Raw genomic sequence first — 12,589 nt, forward strand, 5'->3', positions numbered from 1 at the left:
AACATGCAAAAATTTGCACGTGTGTAGGATGCGGTACGTGCCGGCCGCGGGGTGGTGGGGAGTGAGGATTTTGGCATTGTTTTTGCTAGATACATCACATGGAATGGCGAGGCGCCTCGATGCAAAGGCTGCTTGTGAGGGGGATACAGGCTGCGCACCAACATGGCATTCATGGAAGGTGAACCGCATGAATCGACTTGAGGATTTATTGGAGTACGCCAGGCGGAGACCGGCGGTGACCGTGGCCGTGGCGGTGGCCGAGGACGAGGACGTGCTCGCCGCCGTCAAGGAAGCCCGGCGGCAGGGCATCGCCGAGTTCCGGCTGTTCGGAAACCGCCTGAATATTGAGCGCATCGCGCAGCAAATCGGTTTCCCGCTGAACCAGGTGATGGTGGAACACGTGGAGGACCCCAAGGCGGCGTGCCTCGCCGCGGTGAAGGCGGTCCGCGACGGGGAAGCCGATGTGGTCATGAAGGGCATGGTTCCGACGGCGGACTTTCTTCGCGCCGTGTTAGACAAGGAGCACGGCCTGCGAACCGGTCGGGTGCTTAGCCACGTGGCCGTCTTTGAGGCGCCGCTGGCCGACCGGTTAATGCTGCTCACCGACGCGGCGATGAACATCGCCCCGACGCTGGAGCAGAAGGTACACATCATCGAAAACGCCGTGCAGGTGGCCCGTGCGCTGGGGATCGACCGGCCCAAGGTGGCCCTGATCACCGCCATCGAGACGGTCAATCCCGACATGCCGTCGACGACCGACGCGGCCATTCTGGCCAAGATGGCCGAGCGCGGCCAGATCAAGGGAGCCGACGTGGACGGCCCGCTGGCCCTCGACGTAGCTGTGTCGCCGGAGGCGGCGGCGCACAAAAAAGTGGGCGGCCCGGTGGCCGGGTTTGCCGACGTGCTCATCGTCCCGAACATCGAGACGGGCAACGCGGTGTACAAGACGCTGACCTACCTGGCGGGGGCCAAGATTGCCGGCATTCTTGTGGGGGCCAAGGCGCCGGTGGTGGTCACCTCGCGTGCCGACTCGCCGGAGACGAAGCTCTACGCCATCGCGCTGGCGGTGCTCACGGCGGAACGATCGCGCGCGCCGGTATCGGCGTGACGCGTTTCTCACCCGTTTCACTTTGCCAAATGTGAGGAGGAGGAGACCATGAACATCTTCGATTACCTGCAGAAATACGACTACGAACAGCTCATCTTCTGCCACGATGCGGCCTCGGGGCTGAAAGCGATCATCTGCATCCACGACACCACCCTCGGTCCGGCCCTCGGCGGGTGCCGCATGTGGACCTACGAGACGGAGGAAGATGCCATCATCGACGTGCTGCGTCTGGCCCGCGGGATGACGTACAAGGCCGCGGCGGCAGGGCTCAACCTCGGTGGCGGCAAGACGGTGATCATCGGCGATCCGAAGAAGGACAAGAACGAGGCGATGTTCCGCGCCCTGGGGCGCTACATCCAGTCGCTGGGTGGCCGCTACATCACGGCGGAAGACGTGGGGACGACGGTGGCCGACATGGATATCATCCACCAGGAAACCGACTACGTCACCGGCGTTTCGCCCGAGTTCGGCTCCAGCGGCAACCCGTCGCCTGTAACCGCTTACGGTGTCTACGTGGGCATGAAGGCGGCGGCCAAGGTGGCCTTCGGTAACGATTCGCTGGCCGGCAAGACGGTGGCGGTCCAGGGTGTGGGCAGCGTGGGCTACCACCTGTGCAAGCACCTGCACCAGGAAGGGGCGAAGCTGATCGTCACCGACATTAACCCCGACAACGTCAAGCGCGCGGTGGAGGAATTCGGCGCCCAGGCGGTTAGCGCCGACGAGATCTACGCCGTCGAATGTGACATCTTTTCCCCGTGCGCCCTGGGGGGCATCATCAACGACGAGACCATCCCGAAACTGAAGGCGAAGGTGATCGCCGGTTCGGCCAACAACCAGCTCAAGGAGGAGCGCCACGGCGATCAGATCCACGAAATGGGCATCGTCTACGCCCCTGACTACGTGATCAACGCCGGCGGGCTGATCAACGTGGCCGACGAGCTTGAGGGCTACAACCGCGAGCGTGCGCTGAAGAAGGTGGAGACCATCTACGACAACCTGATGAAGGTGTTCGAGATCGCCAAGCGGGACAACATTCCCACCTACAAGGCGGCCGACCGGATGGCCGAAGAGCGCATCGCCCAGGTGGCGAAAACGCGCAGCACCTTCGTGCGCAACGAAAAGTCGGTCCTCGACCGACGGTAAGCGGGGGGAACGATGTGCAGCGATCCCATCGGTTGCTCATCATCAATCCCGGATCGACGTCCACGAAAATCGGGGTGTACGAGGACGAAAAGTCCCTGTTTGAAGAGACGCTGCGCCACGATGTCAAGGAGTTGACGCCCTACGCGCGCATCATCGACCAGTATCCCTTCCGCAAGCAGGTGATCCTCGACGCCCTGCACAGAAAGGGCTTCAACCTGACCAAGTTTAGCGCCATTGTCGGGCGCGGGGGTCTCCTGCGCCCCATTCCCGGGGGCACGTATCGGGTCAACGCGGCCATGCTCGACGACCTCAAGAGCGGCCGGTACGGGGAGCACGCCTCCAATCTTGGGGCCATCCTGGCCTACGAGATCGCGTCGCAGCTCAACATCCCGGCCTTTATCGTCGATCCACCCGTCGTCGACGAGCTGGAGCCGTTGGCCCGCATCAGCGGCGTGCCGGCCATCGAGCGCAAGAGCATCTTCCATGCCCTGAACCAGAAGGCCGTGGCCCGGCGCGTCGCCAAGGAGATGGGCAAACGGTACGAAGAAGCCCACCTCATTGTGGCCCACATGGGCGGCGGCATCAGCGTTGGCGCCCACAAGGCGGGGCGTGTCGTCGACGTGAACAACGCCCTCGACGGCGAGGGACCCTTTGCCCCGGAACGTGCGGGAACGGTTCCCGCCGGTGATCTGGTGCGGCTCTGCTTTTCGGGGCAGCATACGCAGGAGGAGATCCGGCGCATGCTCGTCGGCAAGGGCGGGCTGGTGGCCCTGCTCGGGACCAACGATGCGCGCGAGGTGGAGCGGCGCGTGGAGGAGGGGGACGAGCGGGCCCACCTCGTGTACGAAGCGATGGCCTATCAGGTGGCCAAGGCCATCGGCGCCGCCGCCGCGGTGCTGGAAGGGCGTATCGATGCCATCATTCTGACCGGCGGACTGGCCTACAGCAAGATGTTCACCGACTGGATCGTCCGGCGCGTCTCCTGGATGGCGCCGGTGAAGATCCACCCTGGGGAAAACGAGCTGTTCGCCTTGGCCGAGGGAGCCCTGCGCGTGCTGCGTGGGGAAGAGGAGGCCAAGGAGTACCCTGCCGAGGAGGCACGTGAAATGGTCCTGCAGCGCTAGGTTGCAGGTGCGGCGGAGCTCGATTGTGTCAGGCGTTTGACGTATACCCCATGGCGGGCAACGAAAGACGAGCGCGAAGGAGGATGCGACGTGGCTCGCGAGTTTGATCTGGTGGTTCTGGGCGCGGGGCCGGGCGGCTACGTGGCCGCCATCCGCGCCGCGCAACTGGGGATGAACGTGGCCGTGGTGGAAAAGGATAAGCTGGGCGGCACCTGCCTCCACCGCGGGTGCATTCCCAGCAAGGCGCTGCTGCGCAGCGCCGAGGTGTACGCGACGCTGGTCGAAGGCGAGAAATACGGTGTCGAAGCCGGCAGTGTCACCCTCAACTTTGCCAAGGTGCAGGCGCGCAAACGCGCCATTGTCGAGCAGCTGCACAAGGGCGTTCAGCACCTGATGAAGAAGGGCAAGATCACCGTCGTCAAGGGATACGGCCGGCTGATGGGGCCGTCCATCTTCTCGCCGCGTTCTGGTGCCATCCGCGTGGAAACCCAGGACGGGGAGCAGGAGATCCTCGTTCCCGAGCATGTCCTCATTGCCACCGGGTCGCGGCCGCGCACGCTGCCGGGGCTTGAGGTGGACGGCACCGTGGTGATGACGTCCGATGAGGCCCTGGAAATGGAAACGCTTCCGAAATCGATCGTCATCGTCGGCGGCGGGGTGATCGGCGTGGAGTGGGCCTCGATGCTCCGCGATTTCGGCGTCGAGGTGACGATCGTCGAGTTCCTCGACCGCATTCTGCCGACGGAGGACGAGGAGATCAGCAAGGAGATGACGCGCATCCTGAAGAAGCGCGGGGTGACGATCCACACCGGGGCCAAGGTGCTGCCGGAAACGTTCCGCAAGACGGAAAGCGGCTTCACCATCGAGGCGGACAAGGGCGGTCAGCGCATCACCCTGTCCGCGGAGAAGATGCTCGTTTCCGTGGGGCGCCTGCCCAACGTGGAGGATATCGGCCTGGAGAGCACGGAAATCGAGCTGGAGAAAGGCTTTATCAAAGTGAACGAATTCTTCCAGACGAAGGAGAAGCACATTTACGCCATCGGGGACGTCATTGCCACGCCGCAGCTGGCCCATGTGGCGTCCCACGAAGGGATTGTCGCCGTGGAGCACATGGCCGGCCTGAACCCCGACCCGATCGATTACACGAAAATTCCGCGCGTCACCTACTCGCGGCCGGAAGTGGCCAGCGTGGGCTTGACCGAGCGGGAAGCGCGGGAGAAGGGCTTCGAGGTCAAGGTGGGCAAGTTCAACTTCCGCGGCAACGGCAAGGCGCTTATCTTCGGCGAGCCGGACGGTTTTGTCAAAGTGGTTGCCGACGCGAAGACGAACGATCTCCTCGGGGTCCATATCATCGGCCCGCACGCCTCGGACCTGATCACCGAAGCCGGACTGGCGCGGGTGCTCGACGCGACCCCGTGGGAAGTGGCCCATACCGTCCATCCGCACCCGACGCTGGCCGAGGCAATCATGGAAGCGGCCTTGGCCGTCGACGGCAAGGCCATTCACGGGGCCTAAGCACGGGCTCTGGAGCATAGGCAAAGGAGGCGCAACGGCATGGCGGAGAATCGGCACAAGGCCCTGGGCCTGACCGACGAGCAAGTCGTCGAGATGTACTACTACATGCTCCTGGCGCGCAAGGTGGACGAGCGGCAGTGGCTCCTGAACCGCGCCGGGAAGATCCCCTTTGTCATCTCCTGCCAGGGACAGGAGGCGGCGCAGGTGGGCGCGGCCTTCGCCCTCAAAAAGGGCGTCGACTATTTGTGCCCGTACTACCGCGACGCGGCGGTGGTGCTGGTCTTCGGCATGACGCCGCGCGACCTGATGCTGTCGGCCTTCGCCAAGCCGGAGGATCCGAACAGCGGCGGGCGGCAGATGCCCGGCCACTTCGGCTGCAAGCGGCTCAACATCCTCACTGGGTCCAGCCCGGTAACCACCCAGGTGCCCCATGCTGTGGGCATTGCCCTGGCGGCAAAGATGCAACGCAAGAACTTCGTCGTCTACACCTCCTTCGGCGAGGGGTCGAGCAACCAGGGTGACTTCCACGAAGCGGCCAACTTCGCCGGAGTGCACAAGCTGCCGGTCATCTTTTTCTGCCAGAACAACAAGTACGCCATTTCCGTTCCGCTCAAGAAGCAACTGGCCGTCGACAGCGTGGCCAAGCGGGCCGTCGGGTACGGCTTTACCGGCGTGAGCGTTGACGGCAACGATCCGTTGGAAGTCTACCGCGTGGTGAAGGAAGCCCGCGAGCGTGCCCTGCGCGGGGAAGGGCCGACGCTGATCGAAGCGGTGGTCAACCGTCTGGTGCCCCATTCCAGCGACGACGACGACCGCACCTACCGTTCGCGGGAGGAGCTGGAGGAAGCCAAGAAGCAAGACCCCATTCCGCGCTTCCGCCAGTACCTGCTGGAAGTGGGCGCGATGACCGAGGCGCAGGAGAAGGAGATCGCCCAGCGCGTGCAGCGCGAAGTGGACGAGGCCACCGAGTACGCCGAAAAGGCCCCGTACGCCGAGCCGGAGAGCGCGCTGAAGTACGTGTACGCCGAGAAGTGAGGAGGGACGGACGATGCCGGTGATTTCGTACATTGAAGCGGTCACCCAGGCCTTGCGCGAGGAGATGCGCCGCGACGAGCGCGTGTTCGTGCTCGGGGAGGACGTCGGTAAGCGCGGTGGCGTGTTCCGCGCCACCATGGGCTTGATCGACGAATTCGGCGAGGAGCGCGTCATCGACACGCCGCTGGCCGAGTCGGCCATCGTCGGCGTGGCCATCGGCGCCGCGGCGTACGGGATGCGCCCGGTGGCGGAGATCCAGTTTGCCGACTTCATCCACCCGGCCGTCAACCAGATCATCAACGAGGCGGCCAAGATGCGCTATCGCTCCAACAACGACTGGCACTGCCCGATTGTCATCCGTGCCCCCTACGGCGGCGGTGTCCACGGGGCGCTGTACCACTCCCAGAGCGTCGAGGCCCTCTTCAACAGCACGCCCGGACTGAAGGTGGTCGCTCCGTCGACGCCCTACGACGTGAAGGGCCTTCTGAAGGCGGCCATCCGCGACGATGACCCGGTGCTCTTCTTCGAGCACAAGCGCTGCTACCGCCTCATCAAGGGCGAGGTGCCCGAGGAAGACTATGTGCTGCCGATCGGCAAGGCCGACATCAAGCGGGAAGGCGAGGACATCACCGTCTTCTCCTACGGCCTGGCGCTACACTTCTGCCTCGAGGCGGCCGAACGGCTGGCCCAGGAGGGTATCAGCGCCCACGTGGTCGACCTACGCACCTTGTACCCGCTCGACAAGGAGACGATCTGCGAAGCGGCGGCCAAAACCGGGAAGGTGCTCATCGTCCACGAGGACAACAAGGAGGGCGGCGTTGGCGGCGAAGTGGCGGCGATCATCGCCGAGGAAGTGCTCTTCGACCTCGATGCGCCGATCAAGCGCCTGTGCGGCCCGGACATCCCGGCCATGCCCTACAGCCCGCCGCTGGAGAAGTTCTTCATGCTCAACACGGATAAGGTGTATCAAGCGATGAAAGAACTGGCCGAGTTTTAACGAACGGGACAAAGGAGGTTCATCATGGCGGTAGAAGTCAAAATGCCCCAGTTGGGGGAAAGCGTCACCGAGGGAACGATTGCGAAATGGCTTGTCAAACCCGGTGACAAGGTGAACAAGTACGACCCCCTCTGCGAGGTCATGACCGACAAGGTGAACGCCGAGGTGCCGTCCACCGTCTCCGGCGTGATCAAGGAGATCCTCGTGCCGGAAGGGGAAACCGTTTCGGTCGGTACCCCGATCTGCCTGATGGAAGCGGAAGGCGAAGGATCGGCCGAAGACGCGGCGAAGGACGGCGCAGAGGCTGCGCCCCAGGCGGAGGCGGCTCAGTCGCCTGCTCCGGCGGGAGCGCCCGCAGAAGGCGCCAGTGAAGGCAAGCCCGCCGTCCCCGCGGCGGCCCTGCCGCGCGACCAGAAACGGCGCTATTCGCCGGCCGTGCTGAAGCTGGCCCAGGAGTACGGTATCGACCTCAGCCAGGTGCCGGGTACCGGTCGTGAGGGGCGCGTCACCCGCAAGGATGTGCTGCGCTTTATCGAGCAAGGCGGTGCGGCGGCCCAAGCGGCCCAGCCCGCGTCGGCAGCTCCGGCCACCCCGACTCGCGCGGCGGCGCAGCCGGCAGCCCAGCCCGCGGATCAGGCTCGGCAACCGGCCTCCCAAGCGGCACCTCAGCCGGCTTCGGCGGCACCGGGCGTCAAGACCGAGCCGGGCGACCAGGTGATCCCCGTCACGCCGGTGCGCCGCGCCATCGCCACGCGCATGGTGCAGTCGAAACACGAGGCGCCGCACGCCTGGACGATGGTGGAAGTCGACGTGACCGGTCTTGTCAAGCTTCGCGAGGCCGTGAAGGCCGAGTTCGAGAAGCGCGAAGGGTTCAAGCTCACCTACCTGCCCTTCGTCATCAAGGCCGTTGTCGAGTCGCTCAAGGAGTACCCCATCCTCAACTCGGTGTGGGCCGGCGACTCGATCGTCCTCAAAAAGCGCATCAACATCTCCATCGCCGTGGCCACGGAGGACGCCTTGTACGTTCCCGTCATCAAGGATGCCGACGAGAAGAGCATCTACGGCTTGGCCAAGGCGGTGCACGATTTGGCGCAGCGCACCCGTGCCGGCAAGCTGACGCCCGACGACATGGCCGGCGGGACGTTCACGGTGAACAATACCGGTTCCTTCGGCTCGATTCTGTCGATGCCGATCATCAATTACCCGCAGGCGGCCATCCTGAGCTGCGAGGCCATTGTCAAGCGTCCGGTGGTGCGCGACGACGGTTCGATCGCGGTGCGCGACATGATGAACCTGTGCCTGTCCCTTGACCATCGCATTCTTGATGGGCTGGTGGCCGGTAAGTTCCTGCAGGCCGTCAAGAAGCGCCTTGAGGCGATGGGACCGGGCATGTCCCTGTATTAATCCATCTGACCGCTCTCGTCTGTAGGGTGGTCGGGGAGAACGGGTGTCTCTGCGGAGATGCCCGTTCTTTCTTTTGCGATGGGCTTGACCGAACCCCCACCCGGAGCAGCGACACACCAAACAACCCGGTTGACGTCCTCGGGATAATGGGGATCGAGGCGGTCGAAATGGGAACACCGGCGGGGGCAGGCCATTCGAGGGGCCGTGAAATGTGGTATGATGTTCTCGGTGCGCGCGCCCCGGCTACTGAGAAGGAGGAATGGCGATGGATCCCGTGTTTAGCATTGCCCTCACCAACGCGCTCATCAACAGCGCCAGCGCCATCCTGCTGGTGCGGGCCCGCCGGGCCATCAAGCGCCGCGAGGTCAGCGTCCATGCCCGTCTGATGATCATCGTGACGCTGCTCCAGGCGCTGTTCCTCGTCCTGTACCTCATCAAGGCGGCCCTGTACGGCACCACACCCTTTGTCGGCGACCCGATGCTGCGCGCCGTGTACTTGACGGTTCTTGGCTTGCATTCCCTGGCCGCCACGGTCAACGTCCCGCTGGTGATTGTCACGCTGATTCTCGGCCTGAAGGGCAAGGATGTCCTTCACCGCCGGTGGGCGCGGTGGAGCTATCCGCTCTGGCTGTTCGTCTCGGTGACGGGGCCGATCACCTTCGTGCTGCTGTACACCTTTGGTCGCCCGGGATACGGCATCATCGGGTAAACGAGGGCCGCACCCTGCGGCCCTCGCGCCGTTGCGCGGGAACGCGGGATTCCCCTTGGCCAGTGCCATCGGACGGGGACCGGAGCCTCCTCACGACGCGGTGTCTCCCTGCAGCCGCCGCCATTCCGCCAGGGGCTTGAGCTGTTCCAGCCGGTCGCCGAGCTTCTCCCAATCGATGCGGGAGGGCTGCGGCGGCCGGTTTTTTGTGTGGATGACGCGGGTGGGCGTGACGATCACGTCGACGGCGATGTCGTGGTCATCGTGGGGAAGGCGGATGCCGAGGGGGTGATCCGGGCTGTCCACCACCTGCAGGTCGTGCACGGCGGTCACCACCGGCGTGTCGGGTGTAAGCTTGCCCAGTTCACAGAGGAGAGCAAATTCCAGGTCGCCGTAGCCTTCCCCCTTTCCGACCCGTACCCCGCGATGGTCGACGGCAACGCTGCCTGCAACCACCAGATCGATCGGCTCGATGGCGGTCACGGGCACTTCTCGCCCATACGCCTGAAAGTGGGCCAGCGACGTGGCCTTCCGCTCTTTTCCCGGTGGCACATCCCGGAGGACGACAAAGCCGCCGGCCAGGCGCGGGGTGGGCATGTACAGGGTCTTGCCGTCACGTAGGACCATGGTACGGATGGGGTGCAGAGGGGCATCCGGCCCCACTTTCACCACACGGGCACGCTGGTACACGTCGAGCTGGCGGAGGCGGGCGGCCGCCTGCGCTGCGCCGCGGAAGTTGGGAATCCGTCCATGGACCGGCTTGGGAAAGGCGGCTTGACCGGTGCGGGTAAGCTCGTCCCATATCCATTGGCGGATGCGTGCTTTGTCCATGGGGTCTCCTCCCTGTGACCATTTCGTGCAGCGCGCTCCTTTTCCGTCCGAAAGGCGGGCGCGGCTACCCCTCTATTGTAGCGCCGCCGGTAGAGGACATACCACAGAGACCTGGTTTGTGTTATCATAATTTCGTAAAACATTGTTCATTTCGATAAAAACTGAAGAGACGGAAGGGGCGTGGCACACGGTCATGGCCGGCGATACGTTTGATACGCGTTATGCGTCATGGAAAGCGACGACGGCGGAACTGCTGAAAAAGGTTCCCGAACGAAAAGACGTGTTCACCACCCTGTCAGGGATCGAGGTTGAGCGGCTGTACCTGCCGAAGAATCCAGACGAAGCGTATCTCGAAAAATTGGGTTTCCCAGGGGAATACCCGTTTACCCGCGGCATCCAGCCCACGATGTACCGTGGGCGGCTCTGGACCATGCGCCAGTACGCGGGCTTTGGCACGGCGGAAGAGACGAACCGCCGCTTTCGCTACCTCCTCGAACAGGGGCAGACCGGTCTGTCTGTCGCCTTTGACCTTCCGACGCAGATCGGCTACGACTCCGACCATCCGATGGCCATGGGCGAAGTGGGAAAGGTGGGGGTGGCCATTGACTCCCTGCTCGACATGGAGGCGCTGTTTGAGGGGATCCCCCTCGACCGCGTCAGCACGTCGATGACGATCAACGCGCCGGCAGCCATCTTGCTGGCCATGTACATCGCCGTGGGCGAGAAGCAGGGCGTGCCGGCCGACAAGCTGGCCGGGACGATCCAGAACGACATCCTGAAAGAGTACATCGCCCGTGGCACGTACATTTTCCCGCCCAAGCCGTCGATGCGCCTCATCACCGACATCTTCGCCTATTGCAGCGCCCACGTGCCGAAGTGGAACACGATCTCGATCAGCGGCTACCACATCCGCGAAGCCGGTTCCACGGCGGTGCAGGAGGTGGCCTTTACCCTGGCCAATGCCATCGCCTACGTCGAAGCGGCCATTGCGGCGGGGCTCGAGGTGGACCAGTTCGCGCCACGCCTGGCCTTCTTCTTCAACGCCCATAACCACTTCTTTGAGGAGATCGCCAAGTTCCGCGCCGCGCGCCGCATGTGGGCCAAGATCATGAAGGAACGCTTCGGGGCGAAGAATCCGCGCTCGATGATGCTGCGCTTCCACACCCAGACCGGCGGCTCGACGCTCACGGCCCAGCAGCCCGACAACAACATCGTGCGCGTCGCGTTGCAGGCGCTGGCTGCGGTGCTGGGCGGCACGCAGAGCCTGCACACCAATGCCCGTGACGAGGCGCTGGCCCTGCCAACGGAGGAGTCGGCGCGCATTGCCCTGCGTACGCAGCAGATCATCGCCTACGAGACGGGCGTCGCCGACACCGTCGACCCCTTGGGCGGCTCTTACTTCGTGGAGGCCCTCACCGACCGCATCGAGGAGGAAGCGTGGGTCTACATCCGCAAGATCGACGAGCTGGGCGGCGCGGTGGCGGCCATCGAGCAGGGCTTCCCGCAGCGGGAGATCCGCAAAGCGGCCTACGAAACGCAACGGAAGATCGAATCCGGCGAGCTGGTGGTTGTCGGGGTCAACAAGTTCCGCATCGAAAACGAAAAGCAGCCGGAGCTGTTGCGGGTCGACCCGGCCATTGCCGAAAAGCAGAAAGCGAAGCTGGAGCGCCTGCGCCAAACGCGCGACAACGCCCTCGCCGCCAAGCGCCTGGAAGCGCTCCGCAAGGCGGCGCGCGGGACAGACAACCTCATGCCCTACATCCTCGATGCGGTTCGCGCCTATTGCACGGTAGGGGAGATCTGCGGCGTGCTGCGCGAGGAATTTGGCGAGTATCAGGGGGTGTGACCCATGCATCGGGAGACGATCCGCGTGCTAATTGGAAAACCAGGGCTTGACGGTCACGACCGCGGGGCGCTGGTCATTGCCCAGGCGCTTCGCGATGCGGGGATGGAAGTGGTGTACACCGGCCTGCGGCAGACGCCGGCGCAGATCGTCAGCGCGGCGATCCAGGAAGACGTCGATGTGATTGGCCTATCGTGCCTTTCCGGGGCGCACAACGAGCTTTTCCCCGAAGTGGTGCGCCTTCTGAAAGAGCAGGGGGCCGACGACATTCCCGTGATCGGCGGGGGGACCATTCCGGAGGAGGACATCCCCTTCCTGCAGGCAAATGGCATCCGCCGTGTCTTCACCCCCGGTACGCCGACGAGCGAGATCGTATCCTGTATTCGCGAGCTGGTGGCGGAACGGCGCGGCGAAAAGCCGGCGGAACCGGTCATGCCGTCGCCGAAGAAAATCGCCCACGTGGCCATCGCCGTGCGGAACCTCGATGCGGCCGTGCGCACGTACACCGAGCTGCTCGGATTTCGCCTGCTCGGCACGGAGACGGTGGAGAGCGAAAAGGTGCGCGTGGCCTTTCTCGCGATCGGGGAAAGCCGCCTCGAGCTCTTGGAGCCCACCGACCCGTCGTCACCGGTGGCCAAGTTCCTGGAGACGCGCGGCGAAGGCATTCACCACATCGCCTTTGAGGTGGAGGATATTGAGGGGCGTCTTGCTGCCCTGAAGCGAGCGAACGCTCAGTTGATTCACGAGACGCCCAAAGCCGGCGCCGGCGGGCACCGCATCGCTTTCCTCCATCCGCGGACAGCCCACGGTGTGCTGATTGAGCTGTGTGAACCCCATGGGGAAGTAGATGTGCACAAGCGACAGGCGTGAGGGCACGAACGAA

The 12,589-nt window shown here is 64.2% G+C and carries 11 protein-coding genes; 10 read left to right on the top strand and 1 reads right to left on the bottom strand.

Annotation, left to right across the window (positions count from 1 at the left end):
* Positions 1-103 precede the first annotated feature (103 nt).
* From ptb to ACYQ0Z_RS07100, 8 genes are all read left to right on the top strand, one after another.
* Positions 104-1,108 (top strand): phosphate butyryltransferase, encoded by a 1,005-nt coding sequence (gene ptb, locus ACYQ0Z_RS07065; protein WP_459865938.1) that lies wholly within the window; start codon positions 104-106, stop codon positions 1,106-1,108.
* Positions 1,109-1,156: 48 nt separating this feature from the next.
* Positions 1,157-2,251, top strand: coding sequence for a Leu/Phe/Val dehydrogenase (locus ACYQ0Z_RS07070; protein WP_459865941.1), 1,095 nt, complete (start codon positions 1,157-1,159; stop codon positions 2,249-2,251).
* Positions 2,252-2,265: 14 nt separating this feature from the next.
* The gene (gene buk / locus ACYQ0Z_RS07075; protein ID WP_459865944.1) at positions 2,266-3,375 is read left to right on the top strand and encodes a butyrate kinase; all 1,110 of its coding nucleotides are present in this window, start codon (positions 2,266-2,268) and stop codon (positions 3,373-3,375) included.
* Between the two features lie 90 nt (positions 3,376-3,465).
* Entirely contained in the window at positions 3,466-4,890 is a 1,425-nt protein-coding gene (gene lpdA, locus ACYQ0Z_RS07080) for a dihydrolipoyl dehydrogenase (RefSeq protein ID WP_459865947.1), read from the top strand.
* Between the two features lie 39 nt (positions 4,891-4,929).
* Positions 4,930-5,925: a thiamine pyrophosphate-dependent dehydrogenase E1 component subunit alpha gene (locus ACYQ0Z_RS07085; RefSeq protein WP_459865952.1), complete on the top strand. Its 996-nt coding sequence runs from the start codon at positions 4,930-4,932 to the stop codon at positions 5,923-5,925.
* A 13-nt stretch (positions 5,926-5,938) separates the two neighbouring features.
* Entirely contained in the window at positions 5,939-6,922 is a 984-nt protein-coding gene (locus tag ACYQ0Z_RS07090; protein WP_459865955.1) for an alpha-ketoacid dehydrogenase subunit beta, read from the top strand.
* A 24-nt stretch (positions 6,923-6,946) separates the two neighbouring features.
* Positions 6,947-8,326, top strand: coding sequence for a dihydrolipoamide acetyltransferase family protein (locus ACYQ0Z_RS07095; protein ID WP_459865958.1), 1,380 nt, complete (start codon positions 6,947-6,949; stop codon positions 8,324-8,326).
* A 265-nt stretch (positions 8,327-8,591) separates the two neighbouring features.
* Complete coding sequence (locus ACYQ0Z_RS07100) at positions 8,592-9,035, top strand: DUF420 domain-containing protein (protein ID WP_459865961.1); 444 nt, start codon at positions 8,592-8,594, stop codon at positions 9,033-9,035.
* 90 nt (positions 9,036-9,125) lie between these two features.
* Here the strand turns inward: ACYQ0Z_RS07100 and ACYQ0Z_RS07105 are convergent, their stop codons facing one another.
* Positions 9,126-9,863 carry a 5-formyltetrahydrofolate cyclo-ligase gene (locus ACYQ0Z_RS07105; RefSeq protein WP_459865964.1) on the bottom strand — a complete coding sequence of 246 codons (738 nt, stop codon included), beginning with the start codon at positions 9,861-9,863 and terminating at the stop codon, positions 9,126-9,128.
* Between the two features lie 193 nt (positions 9,864-10,056).
* Between ACYQ0Z_RS07105 and ACYQ0Z_RS07110 the strand changes: the two genes are divergently transcribed.
* Both ACYQ0Z_RS07110 and mce read left to right on the top strand, forming a co-directional pair.
* On the top strand, positions 10,057-11,709 hold the full coding sequence (locus ACYQ0Z_RS07110) for an acyl-CoA mutase large subunit family protein (protein WP_459865967.1): 1,653 nt from the start codon (positions 10,057-10,059) through the stop codon (positions 11,707-11,709).
* A 3-nt stretch (positions 11,710-11,712) separates the two neighbouring features.
* Positions 11,713-12,576 carry a methylmalonyl-CoA epimerase gene (gene mce / locus ACYQ0Z_RS07115; RefSeq protein WP_459865971.1) on the top strand — a complete coding sequence of 288 codons (864 nt, stop codon included), beginning with the start codon at positions 11,713-11,715 and terminating at the stop codon, positions 12,574-12,576.
* Positions 12,577-12,589: the final 13 nt, after the last annotated feature.

The sequence above is a fragment of the Calditerricola yamamurae genome, from assembly GCF_054654135.1.

Bases quoted from the DNA above. Each gene is read 5' to 3' on its own strand.
- ptb (WP_459865938.1), top strand. From the start codon at position 104: ATGGCGAGGCGCCTCGATGCAAAGGCTGCTTGTGAGGGGGATACAGGC.
- ACYQ0Z_RS07070 (WP_459865941.1), top strand. From the start codon at position 1,157: ATGAACATCTTCGATTACCTGCAGAAATACGACTACGAACAGCTCATC.
- ACYQ0Z_RS07085 (WP_459865952.1), top strand. From the start codon at position 4,930: ATGGCGGAGAATCGGCACAAGGCCCTGGGCCTGACCGACGAGCAAGTC.
- ACYQ0Z_RS07090 (WP_459865955.1), top strand. From the start codon at position 5,939: ATGCCGGTGATTTCGTACATTGAAGCGGTCACCCAGGCCTTGCGCGAG.
- ACYQ0Z_RS07095 (WP_459865958.1), top strand. From the start codon at position 6,947: ATGGCGGTAGAAGTCAAAATGCCCCAGTTGGGGGAAAGCGTCACCGAG.
- ACYQ0Z_RS07100 (WP_459865961.1), top strand. From the start codon at position 8,592: ATGGATCCCGTGTTTAGCATTGCCCTCACCAACGCGCTCATCAACAGC.
- ACYQ0Z_RS07105 (WP_459865964.1), bottom strand. From the start codon at position 9,863: ATGGACAAAGCACGCATCCGCCAATGGATATGGGACGAGCTTACCCGC.
- ACYQ0Z_RS07110 (WP_459865967.1), top strand. From the start codon at position 10,057: ATGGCCGGCGATACGTTTGATACGCGTTATGCGTCATGGAAAGCGACG.
- mce (WP_459865971.1), top strand. From the start codon at position 11,713: ATGCATCGGGAGACGATCCGCGTGCTAATTGGAAAACCAGGGCTTGAC.